Raw genomic sequence first — 19,265 nt, 5'->3', positions numbered from 1 at the left:
ATGAGAACTTTGAGTTTCCTGAGGAAGTTCTTCCTCGTGGTAATGCTCTGTAAAATGTTCTAGCGCTGAATCTTGATCACATTCGAGATTCAGCATTCATCATCATTAAAATCATTCGTTAGAAGTTGAAGAGGTAATACCCGGTGGTAACACTCTCACCGAATTCAATGGTTGCAGGTGGTCGTGACCAGGAATCATCAGGTTTTGCCTGGTGGTCTGGTAACGCCCGCCTGATCAACCTCTCTGGTAAGTTACTCGGCGCTCACGTCGCTCACTCTGGACTAATTGTTTTCTGGGCAGGAGCAATGACCTTGTTTGAGGTTGCTCACTTTATCCCAGAAAAGCCCATGTACGAACAGGGCTTGATTCTATTGCCTCACCTCGCTACTCTTGGCTGGGGTGTTGGTGCTGGCGGTGAAGTCATCGACATCTTCCCCTATTTTGTTGTCGGTGTACTGCACCTGATCTCCTCTGCTGTTTTAGGACTTGGTGGCATCTACCATGCGGTGCGCGGTCCTGAAACCTTAGAAGAGTACTCTGCTTTCTTTGGTTACGACTGGAAAGACAAGAACAAGATGACGACCATCTTGGGTATTCACTTGTGTCTACTCGGTGGTGGTGCCTTGCTCTTGGTGCTCAAAGCCATGTTCTTTGGTGGTGTTTATGACACCTGGGCTCCGGGTGGTGGCGATGTCCGCCTGATTTCCAACCCGACGCTGAACCCTGCGGTGATCTTCGGTTATCTGCTGAAAGCTCCATTTGGAGGCGAAGGCTGGATAGTCAGCGTCAACAACATGGAAGACATCATCGGCGGTCACATCTGGGTTGGCCTCGTCTGCATTGCAGGTGGTATCTGGCACATCCTGACTAAGCCGTTCACTTGGGCACGTCGCGCTTTTATCTGGTCTGGAGAAGCTTATCTCTCCTACAGCTTAGGTGCGTTGTCCTTAATGGGCTTCATTGCTGCTTGCTACGTCTGGTTTAATAACACGGCGTACCCCAGCGAGTTTTACGGCCCCACAGGTGCTGAAGCCTCTCAGGCTCAGGCTCTAACTTTCTTGATTCGCGACCAACGCTTGGGTGCTAACGTCGGCTCTGCTCAAGGCCCGACTGGCTTGGGTAAATACCTGATGCGCTCTCCTACTGGTGAAATTATCTTCGGTGGTGAAACCATGCGCTTCTGGGACTTCCAAGGACCTTGGCTTGAGCCTCTGCGTGGTCCTAATGGTCTTGACCTCAACAAGATTCAAAATGACATTCAGCCTTGGCAAGCACGTCGTGCTGCTGAGTACATGACTCACGCTCCTCTGGGTTCTTTGAACTCTGTAGGTGGAGTTGCAACCGAGATCAACTCCTTTAACTACGTGTCTCCTCGCTCTTGGTTGGCATGTTTCCACTTTGTGGTGGGATTCTTCTTCTTAGTCGGTCACCTCTGGCATGCTGGTCGTGCTCGTGCGGCTGCCGCTGGCTTTGAGAAAGGTATCGACCGTGATACTGAAGCTGTGCTATCCATGCCTAACCTCGACTAGGTTAGTTATTGGGCTTAGTTCACAACTGAATCCTCAATAATGAAAAGGCTCCTGTTGCTATACAGGAGCCTTTTTTGGCAGAACTTAAGTTAAATACTTGACGACCGGAGGATGCTGTTGACGAATTCGGTTGCTAGGAAATAAGGATAGCCAATTCGTCTATACCCTTTATGTCAAACCTATTGCCGAACTCAATCTAGGCTTGTAGCCAACGAGCGGCATCTTTGGCATGGTAGGTGAGGATTAAGTCGGCACCCGCTCGTTTAAAGCTGGTTAAGGTTTCCATCACAACTCGTTCTTCATCAATCCATCCGTTGAGGGCAGCAGCTTTCACCATGGAATACTCGCCAGAGACATTGTAGGCGGCGACAGGGAGATTGGTTGCTTCCTTGACGCGATAGATAATGTCCATATAAGCTAAAGCCGGTTTCACCATTAGCATGTCTGCGCCTTCTGCAATATCGAGTTCGATTTCTTTGAGCGCTTCGCGGGCGTTGGCAGAATCCATCTGATAGGTGCGGCGATCGCCAAACTGAGGGGATGAGTCCGCCGCATCGCGAAACGGCCCATAATAAGCTGAGGCATACTTAGCTGCGTAGGAAAGAATCGGTATATTCTCAAACCCCGCTTCATCCAATCCCTGCCGAATTGCCTGTACAAAACCATCCATCATGCCCGACGGGGCAATAATATCCGCCCCTGCTTTTGCTTGCGACACAGCCGTTTTTTTCAGCAGTTCCAGCGTCGGGTCGTTCAAAACTCGCCCGGTTAGGTCGCCCACTTCTAGGTAGCCGCAGTGACCGTGGGAGGTGTACTCGCACAAACAGGTGTCGGCAATGACGACTAAATCGGGCACCGCTTCTTTCACGGCTGTTGACGCTCTCTGGACAATGCCGCAATCGTGCCACGCCCCCGTTGCTTCGGTATCCTTGTCTTGAGGAATCCCAAACAGAATGATTGAAGGAATGCCGAGGTCATAAACTTCCTTCGCTTCTTCAACAATTTTGTCTACCGACAGTTGGTAAACACCTGGCATCGATTTGACTTCTTGGGCAAATCCTTCACCGGGAACAGCAAACAGAGGGTAAATTAAATCGCTTGTGGTCAGAATATTCTCACGCACCATCCGACGCAGCATGGCTGTCTGACGGAGGCGACGAGGACGGTGAGTAGGGAACATAGTATCTAATCAGTGGTTGTTAGGGTTTAGTTGTTAGTGGCGCTCTGAACAACTAAGGCGTTTGTAAAGGAGAAGCAAAAAGATGGGTTAAGTGTAGCGCTGTCTTAATAGTTTAAAGCCTCCTTTTGCTGCCTTACTTGCTGGTTTGGTAACGTTCTGTTAAAGGCGATCGCTCAAGCAAGATTTCTGAGAATACCCACTTTAGCCAAAAAGGCACCCTAAGTGGGTGCCCTTTCGTAGTATTGGCAAAAATGGGAATAAAGTATCTCCCTTACCGATAATGAAATTTAAGCTCCAGCCGTTGCCATTTCTGGTTCTGCTGCCTGAACAGCGTAAACGCTTACTTTCTTACGAGTTCTAGTCTTATTCTCGAAGGTCACAACGCCGTCGATGAGGGCAAACAACGTGTCATCTTTACCGATCCCTACATTGTTGCCAGGGTGGAACTTGGTACCGCGCTGACGCACGAGAATGTTGCCTGCTTTAACAACCTGTCCACCGAAGCGTTTTACCCCTAGACGTTGGGCATTAGAGTCACGTCCGTTACGAGTACTACCTGTTCCTTTCTTATGAGCCATTTTAGGTTCTCTTCGTAGTTACAATCTGTTTAACAGTTAGCGTCAAAAACAAAGGGTCAAGTTGTGACCCCCTTACTTCTATTCTGACGCAGTTTCAGTGGTTTCCTCAGCCGCAGGCGTTGCCGCTTCGTCAGCCGCCGCCAGCACTGAACCATTCAGGCTAATGGAGTTAATCATTAGCTGGGTAATTTCTTGACGGTGTCCGCGCTTCTTGCGGTATTTCTTCTTCGGCTTCATCTTATAAACGATGATTTTACGACCGCGCCGATGCCGCATCACTGTTCCTTCCACCGTTGCGCCTTCGATCAGTGGCTGACCAATGGTCACTTCGCCATCGTGGCTGACCAGCAAAACTTTTTCGAGGCTGATGCTTTCGTCTGCCTCAACGGGCAAAAGTTCAATGTCATAGAAGCGACCGGGTTCGACTCGCAGTTGCTTGCCGCCAGTTTCGATAATTGCATAAGTCATGGGATTGTCCTTTAAAGTTGCCGTACAGGTAGCTGGTTACTGGGTTGTCCACAACCTCATAATCCGTCTGAAAAGCACGAGACGAAAAAAGTAGTTGTTGCCAGCTTTTGCTGTGTCTTCACCTGATCCGAGCAGGAATAGACAGACAATCTACCATTATTGTTGATTTAATTCAACTTTGTCAACAAAAAAATTCTGCTTAGCCCTTTCCCCGGTTTTCTCCACGGAGGTAGCCTGCGGGTGAAATTGCACTAACTATTCAGTCTTGTGTCGGCTGGGATCACCATCACCCTTACCCTCTCTGGTTCACGGCGAGGGGTACCAGAGTGATATCGCTTCCGGTGACAAATATTTTGGTCTGATTCAAGGGAAGTGTCGGCTCAAGCTACCGCCGCTAAATTCCCAGAATGCATGGACTCTCGCGATTCTTGCTTGACTCTGCCTTCCATCGCCTCTCGTTGCAAGAGAATGAACGCTTGGAAGTCTTCAAAATCATACTTTGTCCTCAAAAGCTGACGGAGCTGCTCTTCTGCTTCTGCCGTCAAATAGCCACTAGCAATGGCTTGTTGAACAATTTCACGAATTAGATTCACTTGACGTCTCCTCATTCACTTAACAAGTGACTGGTAATTGGGGATTTTTACATATAACTGAGTTATTAAGCCTGAACTTGCCTCTGGTAGACTCTCAACTCTTAGGTTGTGTTGCTAGGTAGATTGGCTCAATATCTAGACGGTAGGCGCAAATTTCAGTTTCCTGAATCCTTCCGGCTAATGGGAACATCATCACGAGCTAGACTGAGGCTTACTAGTTACATCTTTCCTGCAAAGAGAACCCACAACCCCTCTGTTGCCAATTCCGACTATTTATTAAAGACGAAGTTGCTTAAGATTTGTGTCAGCCTTCCGGATGAATAATGTCAATCTCTATCTAAAGAGAGATATTTAGAATAAGGGTCATAATTCGAGCGATCGCATACTCCCTCCTTTGTTATACCTATAGCCCTGAAATCCCTACGCCTGCTATAGTTGCAACACTTAGCAGTTTCATAATCTCCTTGACGCGATTCCTAGCTTTTACTTGATGAAATCCTATCTCGCCGCCGCCATCCAAATGACCAGCCAGCCGGATCTGGAAAGCAACCTGATTCAGGCGGAAGACTTGATTGAACTTGCCGTGCGTCGGGGTGCCGACCTAGTAAGCTTACCGGAGAATTTTTCATTTTTAGGTAAAGAAGAAGACAAAATTGCCCAAGCTGAGGCGATTGCCCAGAAAACCGAAAAATTTCTCACAACCATGGCTCAACGCTTCCAGGTGACAATCCTGGGAGGCGGCTTCCCGGTTCCCGTAGACAGTGGCAAAGTCTACAATACTGCCCTGCTGATCGCTCCTAGTGGCATAGAACTGGCTCGCTACAAAAAAGTGCACCTGTTTGATGTTGATGTTCCCGACGGCAACACCTACCGAGAATCCAGCACTGTGATGGCAGGAAGTGAACTGCCTCCCGTTCACTCTTGTCCCCAGTTGGGAACGCTGGGGCTTTCAGTGTGCTACGACGTGCGCTTCCCTGAACTTTATCGACACTTGGCATCTAAAGGAGCCGACGTGCTATTTGTCCCGGCGGCATTTACTGCCTACACCGGAAAAGATCACTGGCAAATACTCCTGCAAGCCAGAGCGATTGAAAACACCTGCTATGTCATCGCCCCCGCCCAGACAGGGCGGCATTACGCGATGCGGCAAACTCACGGTCATGCGATGATTGTTGACCCTTGGGGCATCATTTTAGCCGATGCTGGGGATACACCCGGAGTCGCGATCGCTGAAATCAACCCCCTACGCCTTGAACAGGTTCGCCGTCAAATGCCTGCCCTGCAACATCGAGTATTTGTTTGATCACGGGATTGGCAATTCGATATTTTTTCTAATGCGGAGCGATCGCAATTAGGAGACACCACAAAAAACTGGGTAGCTTCAACAGCTACCCAAAATATTTAGAAAGGCAAATCGTGAATTTCCCCACCGCTCCTTCTTATTACAGAAGTTGCGGTTTGATTTTCCCTAAGGGTTCGGCATTGCCAAACCCTTACACAGATTAATTAAGCAGTCACAGCCTTCTTAGCTGCAACGCCCATCTCACCTTTAGCGTACTTAGCCGCAAAATCTTCTAAAGACATTTGCTTGATCTTGCTGGCATTTCCGGCAGTCCCAAACTGCTGGTAACGATCCAAGCAAACCTGCTTCATGTACTTGATAGAAGGCTTCAGGAAGTGACGGGGGTCAAAGTTAGAAGGATCTTTGGCAGCCGCTTCACGGATAGCCGCAGTGATTGCCAAGCGGTTGTCGGTATCGATGTTAACCTTACGAACACCACACTTGATGCCTTTTTGAATTTCTTCAACAGGTACACCATAGGTTTCAGGAATCGAACCGCCGTACTGGTTGATGATGGCAATCAAATCTTCTGGTACAGAAGAAGAACCATGCATAACGAGGTGGGTATTAGGCAAGCGGCGGTGAATTTCTTCGATCCGACCGATGGCAAGGATTTCACCCGTTGGCTTGCGGGTGAACTTATAAGCACCGTGGCTGGTACCAATGGCAACAGCCAAAGCATCAACACCAGTCCGCTCAACGAAGTCAACCGCTTCATCAGGGTCGGTTAACAGTTGGTCGTGGGAAAGAGCGCCTTCAAATCCATGACCATCTTCGGCTTCACCTTTGCCAGTTTCCAGAGAACCCAAGCAACCTAGTTCGCCTTCAACACTCGCGCCGACAGCGTGAGCAACATCAACAACCTTGCGAGTCACTTCAACGTTGTACTCATAGCTGGATGGAGTCTTGGCATCTGCTTCCAAAGATCCATCCATCATGACGCTGGTGAAACCATTGCGAATCGCAGAGTAGCAAGTCGCTGGGCTATTACCGTGGTCTTGGTGCATGGCAATGGGCAGATGGGGGTAAGTTTCCACTGCTGCCATAATCAGATGGCGTAGGAAATTTTCTCCGGCATAGGTACGAGCGCCGCGAGAAGCTTGCAGAATCACGGGGCTATCAGCTTCTTGAGCCGCCTGCATGATTGCCTGGATCTGCTCCATGTTATTTACGTTGTAAGCTGGGATGCCATAGCCATTCTCAGCTGCGTGATCCAAGAGCAGCCGCATTGGTACGAGCGCCATAAATAGTCCTCCTAACAGTTAATAGTTGTCAGCCAGTTAATTTCTAAACGAGCTTAATTCTTCTTAGGATAATCTTAAGATACTTTACCAGCCGATAGTAACTTACAGCTACCGTTTAGAAAATTGTGCCTCATATCGGCTCAATAAGCAGTCTTTATCACTTTTTTTCTGCCTGTTTGTATGGGTCGCCCGGGATTCGAACCCGGAACAAATCGGTTAAAAGCCGAGTACTCTACCGTTGAGTTAGCGACCCGTTGAATGCCGTTTTAAACGCGCCATTTACAAACATAACATACTTTATCTGAAGATGAAAAGAGGCAATTAAAAAAAAGTCACTTGTAGCTGTACTGATGCCTCACAACTGGCTCCTGGCTCAAGGCGTTGGAGCTGTTCTCCGGTGTTTAGAGCGTTGCGAGGAGCGCTCCAAGGTTCTAGGCAGTAGTAGTCTTTGCCTTTGACTGTCCAGAAGACCAGAGTGGAGTAGAGGTCGTCGTAGGTGAGGGAGATCTTTACTTGCTGTCCTGTATCTGTAGCACTAGTAGATTGGCGACGGATAGAGGTGAAGGCAACATCGATTTCCTCGCGGTTGAAGTCAAAGCCGCCGGAAAAGTCATGGGTTTCTTTGCTGATTTGGTCAAGGTATTGGGAGGCGGGGATATCAAACTCAACCTGCGTTTTGTCGGCGGTATAGAAGTAGGGATGCAGACCGACAGAAAAGGGCATTGGCTCGGCTGAACGATTGGTATAGCGTTGCTGAATTGTCAGCGTGTTCCCTTTAAGTTGATAGGTGAAAGCCAGTTGAAAGTCGAAGGGATAAACAGCATAAGTTTGGTTGTTGCTGTTGAGGACAAGTGTGAGGCTGACTAAGTCTTGGGTAGATTGTTCTGTAACCTCCCAGGGAAGGTCGCGGGCAAAACCATGTTGTTTGAGGGTGTACTGTTTGCCGTCAATGGTGTAGAGGTTGTCGGGGAGGTTGCCGCAAATGGGAAAGAGGATGGGGATGCCGCCTCTAATACTCATTTGGGGGTTAGCGAAGCGTTCGGCATCCATATAGAGAATCTCTTGGTTGTGCAGACTCCAACGGGTGACGATACCGCCGCGTTCGGGAACAATTTCTAGTCGAGACTGAGCGTTCTGGTCACTGAGGATATAGGTTTTGTACTGTTGTTGCTCTGTGGCGATCGCAAACACTGTTGTCTTCTCCCAAAAAACTGTTTTTAGCCAACCGTCTGGAACTTTAACAAACTCTTGTTGAAAATACCCCCTGCGATTTACACATCCTTCACAGGAAATTTCTTAAGCTACAAGCTATAAGTCAAACATTTACGGAGTCATAGTGGTATTTTCCGTAAGTCCTGTTGTGCCAAAGACAACTCCCTGTCTTAGTGATGTCGCTTACAAATTTTTAAGTTTGCGATCGCGATCACTCCCAAATGCCTACAAGATCACAACTCTCAACTGATTTCGGTCAGTTTCTAGAGTGTAGAAGTATTCGATATTAGTAACAACACCTACTAAGGATGCTACAGGGTTCATGATTCGCACGCTTGTAAGATCGGCTTTTCAAACAGGTTGCCTCAGTGTTGCTTCTGAGGGCCTAATCCGTCAGGTGTTAGAAATGAAAGGCTATCAGCCTTCGGACTTAGAAGCGTTAAACGCACTTAATGAAGCCTTGAATAGTGGACAAATCCAACGAGAAGCCCGGTGCAAAAATGCAATGGCTTTGATCGCGTAGCTGTCAAAATCTTCCTCTGGAGCATCTCGACTAAAGCCTTTCTTCATTTTTGCTCTCTGGCAATCTAGGGCAGTCACCTTGTGTGATGTCCTTGTTGATTACAGAGTTCCCCTTCTTCTTGTTCTATCCCTCATCTCCCCATCTCCTCATCTCCTCATCTCCCCATCTCCTCATCTCCCCATCTCCTCATCTCCTCCCCAACTAATCCTTTCTATATTCCAGATGGCAGACACATAGTGCCCTGAGTGTGTCACAATAACAGTAAGGTCTAAAACTTCAGAAACTCATACAATCAATACTGGTGAGCCAAGATTTTTCCCTAGAAAACCAGCACTCGTTGCAAGGGCAAAAGTTATTAGTGCCTTCACATGCTTCAGCTCTCTGCCGACATCTATTTCCTGGTGCTGCCTTGTTTTCTCAAATCACATGGCAAATCTCTCTCCACTATTGCCTTGATCCAAGTTTTTCTACTACTTATAACGTTGAATAATGCCAAAAGCTGCTTTCGGCTACCACCAAGTCTTATGCAATCGTTCTCAAGACGCTGTTGGATTCAAGCTAAATTACCAAGCCTCAAACTGAGAGCTTGTTAGGTAAGATATTTCCCCTTTGACTAAAACGAATCTTACATCAGTCAGCTCAGCGTCAAGTTCTAATGAACTTGTACCCCAGCAAAGGGGTTGCAGATTCAAAAGTATTGAAAGAGTATTTTGCTCAGGAGAACCTAAATATGCTACACCGCAAGATTTATCAACTGTGTTGCGATGGCCGTGAAGTTTGTGTTTTCTTGCGGGACCAGCAACGTTGGATTGAACGCGCTCGAATTGTGGATATTGAAGGTGATTTGGTCACCATCCGCTATGAAACCGAAGAAGAAGATGAGTTGTGTTCTTGGGAAGAAATGGTACGTTTAGAAAGCATCGGTTCTGTGACTCAAAAACTGGCTTCTGTCCCTCGAGGAAATGCCGAACCCTTAGTTTCTGACGATTGTCCAGAAGCTGAACAAATTCATCCGCGTTATCCCGATTCTAATCAAGATTAGACCACTACTTTTTGAAATTAGCCCAATGTAGGATAACCTGCATTGGGTTTTTTGTAATGTGGGATTGGCGAAGTTGGGGAGATGGGGAGAGAAAACTAATAACTATTAGCCATTAACAACTGCTCATTTTAATCTTCTGAGGAAGGAGGTATGGGTTCAAAGACGAGACAGTAACCTTCTGGCGTGACTTTGAAACCGTGCAGGGGAGAAGCGGGATTCCAGCAGCGTTGACCGCGTTGGTAACGGCAGTTGGCACAGCATTCTAGTTCAGGCGAGACTCTAGCATCGTTGCTCTGACTGAGTAATTCCCGTTGAGGTAAGCCACGTAGTACTAGTTCTTCACCCTGCCAACGGGCTTCCACTAAGCCAGTGTCCGCAAAATGTTGCCAGCGTGGGTCAGCAGCGATCGCTTCAGGTAAAGTAATGGTGACAACGGTGCCAAATTCGGTCAACTCGCCTTCATAGTTGGTTTCTGTGGGTGCCGCTGGCTGAATAAACGTCTCGCCAATTGGCAGTTCGACTAAGGTTCCTACAGCAGGGGAATGTAAATGGTAGCGGTTTTGCAGTTCCTCCAGTCCCGTTAAATCGGATAGGTAGGTGGGGGAACCGTGAACAAAAACGACGTGCTGGGGACGGAGGTTGTGAATCAGTTGGGTGGTTCCCTGAGAATCTCCATGCTGGGCCAGTAAATAGGTTTCTACCTGGATCAGGGGTGTGGTTGGTTTAATATTATCCGCACGTCTAGGGGCAGGATTTCTGGTCGGATCAACCGATCCAGAGGGTGAGGTAGTAGGCAAAGTGACAGTGGAAACGTTGCGTCCGGGTCGATCTGCTAGAAGGATCAGCCAGGGATTAGAGGAGGAGTGGTAGTACTGGTGGAGGTCAGCGGCTTGTTCAGTGAGAACAATGCAGGGAGATTTACCAATTAAATCTTGCTGGTCTGGAGTTAATCGCCGTACCCGTGGACGCACTCGTTCGTCCCAAAATAACGGCTGATGGCGAGCAAAGTTCTGTACTGAGGTGGGTAAGTGGGTCAACAGTTCCAAGTAGGCATCACAGCCTTGAGCCACAGCATCATCTACCCAGATATCTATATTGCGACCTGTAAACAGATGGTGACTCCGTAGGAGCATGAGAATTTCCTGCCCTAGTCCCAATGTGGGTACGGGTAGCAGGACAGAATATTGCTCTGCGATCGCTAAATTAATGCGTTCAACTAGTTGGTTTTCCTGACTGCGGCGGTGGGGATGGCGGGCGGTGCCATAGGTGCCTTCTACGATCAGCACGTCTAGATCAATTCCCCGCAAGCTTTCGATCGATAGTCCTTCTACCAAACGCGAATTGGAGAGAAAAAAGTCTCCCGTGTATAGGAGCCTATAGGTGCGATTCGGCGCGGTGTAGGTGAGCAAAAGTGCTGCCGCCCCTGGTAAGTGCCCCGCCGGAAATAATTCAGCACTCAGCCCATCGCGAAACTCAACAGGCGATCGCCAAGGCAAGGCATGACAAAATTGAGGAATTTCTTTTGGCTTTTGTTCTGGCCAGTTTAATGGCAATAGCGCTGTCGTTACTTCACTGGCATACATCGGTAACTGAGGGAACGCCTCATGGAGTGCCAGCAAGCCTTGAGCATGATCGGTATGGGCGTGGCTGCACAGCACCAAATCTGCTGGGGGAGTGCCGTCTGTCTGCAATGACGAAATATCAGTTAAGCCACAATCTAGAAGAATGCGATGGGGTCCCATTTGCACCAGCAAACACATCCCTTCTCCCCCATGACCAACACCGTAGGGAAAGCAAGTAAGCTGTTCGTGGTTATAGGATGTAGAAGGTAAACGTGGACTCATTACTAGCTGTTAGCTATTAGCAATTAGCTATCAGCTTTTAGGTCAAGGCTGATGAAAATCCTCGGCTAGATTTAGTTGCCAAGGTGACTCACGGCTCAAAAGCACTAACCGCTGAAAGCTAACGACTTAGAACGCGCTTTTAGTGGGCAGAACCGTTGCCGTGGTAGTTGTCGGAATCGTAAAAACCATTTTTGGTGCCGAAGAACAAACACGCTACAGTAAAAACAACTGTTAGTACGACTAAAACCAATTTGACATCCATTTTGTGACTGGCCTCCTTTTATAGTAAATGGGCAATTGTACTCAATCTACTCAAATTGTAGAACCTTCTTGGCTGGCACGTCCATCGACGGTGGTAGCACCGGACTTGCTAGGCTGTACAATCGTGCGTCAGTTAGCAGATGGAAAACTTCTCAGGGGCATGATTGTAGAAACAGAAGCTTACGCCCCTGGCGATCCGGCTTGTCATGCCTATCGGCGTCAAACCCCTCGCAATGAGGTGATGTTTGGATCAGCCGGACAAGTTTACGTCTATCTGATCTACGGCATGTATCACTGCCTAAATATTGTCACCGATCGCGATCAAGTTCCCAGCGCTGTTCTGATTCGCGCCTTGCAGATTCAGTGTATCCCACCGGAACTTGATCCGGGGACTTCCTTCAAACGCGATCGCCTCGCCGCCGGGCCAGGTAAACTCTGTAAAGTTCTGCAAATCGACCGCAGCCTAAACGCCACCCCGTTAAAACTCGGCGAACCCTTGTGGCTGGAACACCGTTCGCCGCACTTGATCCCCGAAGTGGTGCAAACGACTCGGATTGGTTTAACTAAAGGCGTTGATTTGCCGTGGCGCTGGTATCTAAAGGACTGTCCAGCGGTTTCTAAACTTTAGAGTTTGTGTTGAAAGGGTGACTACTGAGTACTGACCGAGTAACTACAAATAAATTTCTTCCCCTTGCTCAGTAAAATGAACCTCTTTGATTTTTAACTGACCATTCTCCATCAGCGTTTTTCGTAAGCTGCCGAATAGGGCAAACTGTTCGCAGCTAGAGAGGGAAACAAACTGCCGTTGGGAATTGGGAGATCGGCGAAAATCGACTGTGGCGACGCCAGTACTGGAATTAACGTTAACCCGATACCCCGCTAGGCTAAAGTCACTCGTACTTCGATGTTCTAGTACTTTACCTATGGCGGTTTCTACAGAATTGTCAGCAGGAACAGCCACTTTTTCCGGTACCAGCGTCTCACACTGACTATCAGCGTGATAGATGTTGAGGGTGGTGGTGTTTTGAGTGGTGGCTTTGTTGTCAGCCTTCAGTGATTGGCTAGCGACGGGGGGTTGGGTTTCAGTGGAAGGTGAAAGAGAGGCGCTGGAGTTAGACCCCGTAGCCGTCTGTCCCTGGGTGGCGTCGGAAGAACGATTGTCTTGAGTTGTATCAAGACCACCACAACTACTGAGACTAATAAGCATCACCCCAGTGAGGAGAGGAGCGAAACATTTTTTGATACTGTTCATAGAGGCTCAGAAAAACGATTTGATAAAGTGCCGCTCGATGGCAATGGGATTGAAAAAACACACCTTCAGGGAAGTTGGGAAAGTTGTACACTCAGCGCTGACAGCCCAATTCCCTACTTAGCGATCGCCGACGCCAGCTAGATGGAGGAAAACTTACGGGTTGAGGTGCCTGCCATTCGTCACTATTCAGTGTTGAGGGCGGCGCATCAGGAGAATTTCAGCAAGCCTTTAACACGAGAAGCCAGTTAAATACTCATAATAAGAACTGACAAGAGCGGACGTGGAGATATTCTTCACCCTTAGATGCGATCGCCCACAACATTTGATAACGTCATGGCTACTACTACTTGGACTCGCCGCCATATCCTTTCTTTAGCTGACTTTTTGCCGACAGAGTACGACACCGTACTGCAAACGGCTGCTAGCTTTCGGGAGGTGCTGTCACGGCGGACAAAAAAAGTGCCGGCTCTGCAAGGTCAGGTGATCGCTAACTTATTTTTTGAGCCATCTACCCGCACCCGCAGTAGTTTTGAACTAGCAGCCAAGCGCCTATCCGCCGATACCCTCAACTTTACTCCGGGAAGCTCCTCCTTGAGTAAGGGCGAGACAATTCTCGATACTGCCAAGACTTATTTGGCAATGGGAGCAGATATGATGGTGATTCGCCACCGAGAAGCGGGAGTTCCGCAAGCGATCGCCACTGAAATGAATCGGCTCGGTGTCCGCGTCGGCGTCCTCAATGCAGGGGATGGTCAGCATGAACACCCGTCTCAAGCATTGCTTGACTTGTTTACTATTTGTTCCCTTTTAGACTTTGAACGCCCGCGCTTAGAGTTGCTAGCCGGGAAAAAAATTGCCATCGTCGGAGACCTCCTGCACTCCCGCGTTGCCCGTTCCAATATTTGGAGTCTCACCGCCAGCGGCGCAGAAGTTCATTTAGCCGGTCCCCCCACTTTGGTGCCTCAGTTATTTGCCGAGTACGGGAGCGGGCGTGATGAGGAGACCAATAACCTCTTTCATACTTCATCCTTCCTACTTCATACTTTTTCCCCCACTCAGGACTCACCGACTCGGACTCAGGACTCAAAAAAGACTCCCTTCCTCCACTGGGAGATCGAACCCGCTTTACAAGACGCGGATTTTGTGATGACGTTGCGGCTGCAAAAAGAACGCATGAGTGCCCATCTCTTGCCAAGTTTGCGAGAGTACCATCAGCGGTATGGCATCACGCGCGATCGTCTCAAACTCTGCAAGCCGGACATCAAAGTCTTACATCCTGGCCCGGTTAATCGCGGGGTGGAAATTAGCTCAGAGTTGATGGATGACCCGCAATTCAGTCTGATCTCTCAGCAAGTAACCAGTGGCGTTGCGGTGCGAATGGCGTTGCTGTATTTGATGGGGGGTAGCAAAATTTAAAACTGGGAACTGATCGGCGGGTAGTGAGGGTTGTTTTCTCCTGTGGGATAAAGAGTGTCTTGAATTTTTTCTAGTAATTCCTTTTTTGTATAGGGCTTCGACAAAAAAGCTTTAATACCACAGTTAGCTGCCGCCGATAGCTTCTCACTTGCCATCAGTCCGCTCACGGCAATAACCTTGACCTGCGGGTTAATTTTTTGCAACATGCGGATAGTTGTCGGTCCATCCATAGATGGCATCATCATATCCGTCAGCACAACATGAATTTTTTCTTGATATTGTGCATAGAGCGTGACGGCTTCAATACCATTGCTGGCAGTTAGTACCCGATAGTTAGAGAGCTCCAGAGAGGTTTTCGTAATTTCCCGAATTGCCGCTTCATCATCAACAATCAAAATCAATTCTTCCTGACCCCTTGATGGCTCATGGTCTTCTAAAATCTTGGGTTCCCCTCTTTCTGCTGCGGGTAAGTACACCTGGAATTCTGTTCCCTTGCCAAGCTCACTCTGCACATTGATAAAACCACCGTGGCTCTTAACAATGCCCAAGACGGTGGAAAGACCTAGCCCAGTACCTTTGCCCAATTCCTTGGTTGTGAAAAAAGGCTCAAAAATTCGATCCAACATCTCCGACGGAATGCCCATGCCAGTATCTGCGACTGTAACTAAGATGTAAGGGCCAACCTTAGCCTCTAGGTGCAACCGAGCCTGATCTTGGTCAATAAAAAGGTTATTTGCTGAAATCGTCAAGGTGCCGCCATCTAACATGGCATCGCGAGCATTGACGCAGAGGTTCATCAGGACTTGATGCAGTTGAGTGGCATCTCCTGAAACGGTCCAAAGCTCTTCATCAATGTTGGTATAAGATTCAATCGATTTAGGAAATGTTTCTCTGATAACGTGCTTAATTTCAGCAATTAGGTGCCGGACTTGTAGAATCGTTCGTTCCCCTTCCAGTCCACGGGCAAAGGACAGAACTTGCTTGACAAGAGTTGCCCCCCGTTTAACATTGGTAACCACTATTGAGAGCAACCGCTGACTTTGGGGGTCGTGCAGTTGGGTTTCCAAAAGTTGAGCGGTCATCAGAATCGGTGCTAGCACGTTGTTGAGGTCGTGGGCGATGCCGCTGGCGAGAGTACCGATGCTCTCCATGCGCTGGGCGCGAAGAAACTGCGCTTCTAGTTGTTTCTTCTCCGTGAGATCAGTATCGACGGTGAGGATAGATTTGGGTTTTCCCTCGGTATTTCGTACCAGCGTCCAGCGGCTCTCGACAATGATTTCCTTGCCAGATTTAGTGAGTTTCCTTAACTCCCCTTGCCACTCTCCTTTCTCAACCACACTTTTGAGGGCTTTTTCCAGGTCTGGGAAGCGTTGCTTGTACAACAGCTCGTCAGCATTCTTGCCAAGCACTTCATCAGAGTGCCAGCCAAAGAGGTGTTCTGCACCTTTATTCCAAAAGAGAATCTGTTGCTCTAGACTGCGAACGAGAATCGCATCAGTAGTGATATCGAGGAGGGCAGCTTGTTCGCGAATTTTATGTTCAGCTTGTTTGCGTTCAATGGCGTAGCGGATGGAACGCTCTAATAAAGGGGCTCCAAGCTGACCTTTTTCCAGATAATCTGCTGCTCCCGCTTTCATTGCCTCCACGTCAACGTCGCGATCGCCTTGTCCAGTCAACAAAATAATCGGTGCAGAGCAGCCAAGGGCGATCGCGGCTCGCAACAGTTCTAGACCATTGCCCTGATTGAGGCGGTAGTCAAAGAGATAAACATCGTACTGATTGCTGGCGATCGCTTCTAGGGCCGTATCATAAGTTGCCACCCACTCCAGCTTAAACTTAGTGTCTTGAAATTCCGCAAACCAATCACGGGTCAAGACATAGTCGTCCTCATCATCATCAACTAACAAGACTTTAATGTAAGTGTTGTCCATGACTTTCTCCAACCCACTCTGGTGGCGATTCAACAATTTCAAACCAGTATTTTCCGATGCTTTTCATCACCTCCACCAAAGATTCAAAGGTCACGGGTTTGGTAATAAATGAGTTTGCACCCAAGTCATAACTACGAAAAATGTCTTCCTCAGCTTTTGAGGTTGTCAGCACCACAACGGGAATTTGCCGAAGATGAGGGTCTGCCTTGATTTCGTTTAATGCCTCAAGACCATCTTTTTTCGGCATGTTCAAATCCAGCAAAATCAACCCCGGACGTGGCGATTGGCTCAATGCCGCATATTTGCCCCGGCGATGCAGATAGTCCATCAGCTCTTCCCCGTTGTGAACAAAATACAGCTCATTGGCTAATCGGCTTTCTAATAAGGCATCACGCGCCAACATGCAATCTTCTTCATCGTCATCAGCAATGAGGATTTTGACAGTTGCTCCCATCCCATTCACGCAAATCGCTCCTTATGCTGGTTGACTTGGTAGGGTAACAATAAATTTTGCCCCCTGACCGGGTGTGCTTTGTGCAGTGATGCTCCCACCATGACGCTCTGCAATTTTACGGCAGATTGTTAGACCTATGCCTGTTCCCTCGTACTCACTGCGGCTATGCAGGCGCTGAAAAACATTAAAAATTCGGTTCAAATACTTCTCATCAAATCCAATACCATTGTCTTGAACCGTAATTTGCCAAACTTTAACGCCTCCTATCCCTTCACTAGCTGGCTGTTCTTGATTGTTAATAGGTCTACAATCAATTTTGACAACAGGTGGTTCCCCAGATCGCTGAAATTTTAGCGCGTTGCTAATTAAATTTTGCAACAATTGACGCATTTGCAGGGGGTCAGCTTGGATCGTCGGCAGCTCACCCAACTCCACGCGTCCTCCCGTTTGCTGGAGACGCACTTCCAAATCCGATAAGACTTCCTTGGTCACTGTAGCGAGATCGACACTCACAAATGGCTGCGCCTTGCTAGTGACTCGCGACAAGGCTAACAAGTCATCGATCAGCACCTGCATCCGTTGGGCGGCATTTTGCATCCGCTCTAGGTAGTCCTGCCCCTGCTCTGTCAGCGCCTCGCCGCAGGTTGATTGCAGTCGATTGCCGAATGCCTGCACCTTCCGCAGTGGCTCCTGCAAATCGTGAGAAGCAACGGCGGCAAACTGTTGCAGTTCTGCATTCGACTGGGCAAGCTCTTGGGAGGTGCGGGTTTCTCGTTCCAAAAGCTGGGCTTGGGCTAGGGCAATTCCGATTTGATCGGCGAGTTGTTGCAGCAGTTCAACATCTGCCGCCACCCATTGTTTAGGTTCACTGCATTGATGGACTATCAGTAATCCCCAAAGTTCTTCCTTGAGAAGAATTGGCACAACTACTTTTGCCTTCACTTTCCACTGCCGCAAAAAGTCCACTAGACAAGGTGCAATCTTTCCCTTTTTTACATCTTCAATTACCCGAAGGCGTCCGTGGTTGTAAAGCTGTCGGTATTCTTTGGGAAAGACTTCTGCACTGAAGCTTTGTCCTAAAATGCTCGGCAAACCCTGCCCCACGGCTTCAGTCACTACACTGCCTGTACCATTGGGCCACAGGCGATAAACTAGGGCTCGGTCTGCCTGGAGAACTTTTTGCACCTCAATGACAGCCGTTTGGAGAATGTCTTCGAGTTGTAGAGATTGGCGAATTTTGAGAGTGACATCGGCAAATAATTGCGATCGCCGACCTTGTAACTGTAATTCAGCTTCTGCTTGCTGGCGCTCGGTGATATCTGTCTGAATGCCGACAAAATAAAGTAAATCGCCTTCCTCGGAAAACACGGGCGAGAGTCTTAGCTCATTCCAGAAATGCTGACCATTTTTGCGCTGGTTGAGTAAGGTGAGTTTAATTTTTTGATGTTGCTTAATCGCTTGGCGCATTTTGGCGATCGCCTCGGGATCGGTGGCGGGGCTTTGCAAAAAACGGCAGTTGCGACCGAGGACTTCGTGAGCTTCGTAGCCCGTAATCCGGGAAAATGCGGGATTGAGATAAATAATGGGATTATCCGGTTGATGGGGGTCGGTAATCAGTACCCCATCGGAAACGGAAGCGATCGCCTTTGCCAGACGCCGATTCTCAATGGCGGCTTTCCGTAGTGCCTCTTCATTCCGCTTTCGCTCGGCAATCACCGCCAGTCGTTCCGTCCAGTTTTGCTGTTCGCGCTTTACTCTTTCTCGATAGTTGTCAAAGAACTCGCCTAAACCTGGTTCTTCCTCAAGCAAGCAATTGAGATAATCCAGTACTCTCCTGTCTGTTTCATAGGTGACTTCTGGGTGAGCCTCCATCCACACATGGCAAGTTTTGATGTAGGCGATAAACATCACCAGGTACTGATAGATCTCAGTGCCTAGAAGACGCTGTAGCTCGCTACGGCAGTAATCAGCTTGCTCCCGTTCTAAGGCAACATAGATGGAACAATAGAGGAGGCTTTGTTCCAGCTCCGAATTTTGTGGCAAGACTGTTACCTTTTCTGGGTAGGTAGCGAGTCGGCTTAGGTGCTCGTCAAGTTCGTCTGCCAAGGGAGGAGGCGATTCTAGTAATTGCAATACCTCCTGTGCCTTGACCCCATAAGGGTATAAGGAGCAACTGTGACAAATCATGCAGTAAGGAACGGCACAGTAGCGCGAGAGATAGGCAGAGAGCTTTTCCTTGAATAGCCCCGGTAGAGGATTGTTGATATAGCCACTTAAAGTTTGTTGCCAAAGATGGTCTAGTACTTGTGGGCTAGGCTGCGCGGGGTCGAAGAAAGGAGGGACAAAACCTAAAGTCTCTTTAATTTCTAATCGGATTTGCTCGCTAGTTCGCATAG

At 48.4% G+C, this 19,265-nt stretch carries 17 protein-coding genes and 1 tRNA gene; 5 read left to right on the top strand and 13 right to left on the bottom strand.

The features are described 5' to 3' along the window. Positions 1-143 precede the first annotated feature (143 nt). Positions 144-1,529, top strand: a complete 1,386-nt coding sequence (gene psbC, locus AC5JR3_RS17955; protein WP_495847917.1) for a photosystem II reaction center protein CP43 — start codon at positions 144-146, stop codon at positions 1,527-1,529. Between the two features lie 196 nt (positions 1,530-1,725). Here psbC and hemB read toward each other — a convergent pair whose 3' ends face one another. The 4 genes from hemB to AC5JR3_RS17935 form a co-directional block, all read right to left on the bottom strand. Continuing rightward, on the bottom strand, positions 1,726-2,709 hold the full coding sequence (hemB, locus tag AC5JR3_RS17950; protein WP_495847916.1) for a porphobilinogen synthase: 984 nt from the start codon (positions 2,707-2,709) through the stop codon (positions 1,726-1,728). 287 nt (positions 2,710-2,996) lie between these two features. Further along, positions 2,997-3,287 carry a 50S ribosomal protein L27 gene (rpmA, locus tag AC5JR3_RS17945; RefSeq protein ID WP_495847915.1) on the bottom strand — a complete coding sequence of 97 codons (291 nt, stop codon included), beginning with the start codon at positions 3,285-3,287 and terminating at the stop codon, positions 2,997-2,999. Between the two features lie 78 nt (positions 3,288-3,365). After that, positions 3,366-3,755: a 50S ribosomal protein L21 gene (gene rplU / locus AC5JR3_RS17940; protein WP_495847914.1), complete on the bottom strand. Its 390-nt coding sequence runs from the start codon at positions 3,753-3,755 to the stop codon at positions 3,366-3,368. A 380-nt stretch (positions 3,756-4,135) separates the two neighbouring features. After that, entirely contained in the window at positions 4,136-4,348 is a 213-nt protein-coding gene (locus AC5JR3_RS17935) for a hypothetical protein (RefSeq protein WP_495847913.1), read from the bottom strand. Between the two features lie 490 nt (positions 4,349-4,838). Between AC5JR3_RS17935 and AC5JR3_RS17930 the strand changes: the two genes are divergently transcribed. Then, on the top strand, positions 4,839-5,651 hold the full coding sequence (locus AC5JR3_RS17930) for a carbon-nitrogen hydrolase family protein (RefSeq protein WP_495847912.1): 813 nt from the start codon (positions 4,839-4,841) through the stop codon (positions 5,649-5,651). Positions 5,652-5,854: 203 nt separating this feature from the next. On the opposite strand, the gene fba is transcribed toward AC5JR3_RS17930, so the two are convergent. The 3 genes from fba to AC5JR3_RS17915 all read right to left on the bottom strand — a co-directional run bounded on the left by fba (position 5,855) and on the right by AC5JR3_RS17915 (position 8,125). Further along, positions 5,855-6,934, bottom strand: coding sequence for a class II fructose-bisphosphate aldolase (gene fba, locus AC5JR3_RS17925; RefSeq protein WP_495847911.1), 1,080 nt, complete (start codon positions 6,932-6,934; stop codon positions 5,855-5,857). 181 nt (positions 6,935-7,115) lie between these two features. Then, positions 7,116-7,187: transfer RNA gene (locus AC5JR3_RS17920), tRNA-Lys, on the bottom strand. A gap of 68 nt (positions 7,188-7,255) precedes the next feature. Next, on the bottom strand, positions 7,256-8,125 hold the full coding sequence (locus AC5JR3_RS17915; protein ID WP_495847910.1) for an aldose epimerase family protein: 870 nt from the start codon (positions 8,123-8,125) through the stop codon (positions 7,256-7,258). Positions 8,126-9,399: 1,274 nt separating this feature from the next. On the opposite strand from AC5JR3_RS17915, the gene AC5JR3_RS17910 reads away from it, so the two are divergent. Then, a complete protein-coding gene (locus AC5JR3_RS17910) occupies positions 9,400-9,711 on the top strand; it encodes a DUF6679 family protein (protein ID WP_495847909.1) in 312 nt (103 codons plus the stop codon). A gap of 128 nt (positions 9,712-9,839) precedes the next feature. Here AC5JR3_RS17910 and AC5JR3_RS17905 read toward each other — a convergent pair whose 3' ends face one another. Both AC5JR3_RS17905 and AC5JR3_RS17900 read right to left on the bottom strand, forming a co-directional pair. Next, the gene (locus AC5JR3_RS17905) at positions 9,840-11,555 is read right to left on the bottom strand and encodes an MBL fold metallo-hydrolase (RefSeq protein ID WP_495847908.1); all 1,716 of its coding nucleotides are present in this window, start codon (positions 11,553-11,555) and stop codon (positions 9,840-9,842) included. 139 nt (positions 11,556-11,694) lie between these two features. After that, positions 11,695-11,817 carry a DUF8629 family protein gene (locus AC5JR3_RS17900; protein ID WP_495847907.1) on the bottom strand — a complete coding sequence of 41 codons (123 nt, stop codon included), beginning with the start codon at positions 11,815-11,817 and terminating at the stop codon, positions 11,695-11,697. Between the two features lie 27 nt (positions 11,818-11,844). Between AC5JR3_RS17900 and AC5JR3_RS17895 the strand changes: the two genes are divergently transcribed. Next, on the top strand, positions 11,845-12,444 hold the full coding sequence (locus AC5JR3_RS17895; protein ID WP_495847906.1) for a DNA-3-methyladenine glycosylase: 600 nt from the start codon (positions 11,845-11,847) through the stop codon (positions 12,442-12,444). 42 nt (positions 12,445-12,486) lie between these two features. On the opposite strand, the gene AC5JR3_RS17890 is transcribed toward AC5JR3_RS17895, so the two are convergent. Further along, entirely contained in the window at positions 12,487-13,068 is a 582-nt protein-coding gene (locus AC5JR3_RS17890) for a sporulation/spore germination protein (protein ID WP_495847905.1), read from the bottom strand. 333 nt (positions 13,069-13,401) lie between these two features. Between AC5JR3_RS17890 and AC5JR3_RS17885 the strand changes: the two genes are divergently transcribed. Beyond that, positions 13,402-14,484, top strand: a complete 1,083-nt coding sequence (locus AC5JR3_RS17885; RefSeq protein WP_495847904.1) for an aspartate carbamoyltransferase catalytic subunit — start codon at positions 13,402-13,404, stop codon at positions 14,482-14,484. On the opposite strand, the gene AC5JR3_RS17880 is transcribed toward AC5JR3_RS17885, so the two are convergent. Genes AC5JR3_RS17880 through AC5JR3_RS17870 form a run of 3 tightly spaced genes read right to left on the bottom strand, consistent with a single transcriptional unit; the run spans position 14,481 to position 19,263 of the window. Beyond that, positions 14,481-16,415, bottom strand: a complete 1,935-nt coding sequence (locus AC5JR3_RS17880; protein WP_495847903.1) for a hybrid sensor histidine kinase/response regulator — start codon at positions 16,413-16,415, stop codon at positions 14,481-14,483. The two genes, AC5JR3_RS17885 and AC5JR3_RS17880, sit on opposite strands and share 4 nt — an antisense overlap. Further along, positions 16,396-16,869 carry a response regulator gene (locus tag AC5JR3_RS17875; protein ID WP_495847924.1) on the bottom strand — a complete coding sequence of 158 codons (474 nt, stop codon included), beginning with the start codon at positions 16,867-16,869 and terminating at the stop codon, positions 16,396-16,398. The genes AC5JR3_RS17880 and AC5JR3_RS17875 overlap by 20 nt, the downstream gene beginning before the upstream one ends. Before the next feature lie 21 nt (positions 16,870-16,890). Beyond that, on the bottom strand, positions 16,891-19,263 hold the full coding sequence (locus tag AC5JR3_RS17870) for a sensor histidine kinase (protein ID WP_495847902.1): 2,373 nt from the start codon (positions 19,261-19,263) through the stop codon (positions 16,891-16,893). Positions 19,264-19,265: the final 2 nt, after the last annotated feature.

This window comes from Kastovskya adunca (assembly GCF_059505785.1).
Note: the sequence above shows the minus strand (reverse complement) of the source record. Positions and strands in the feature narration are given on the sequence as shown.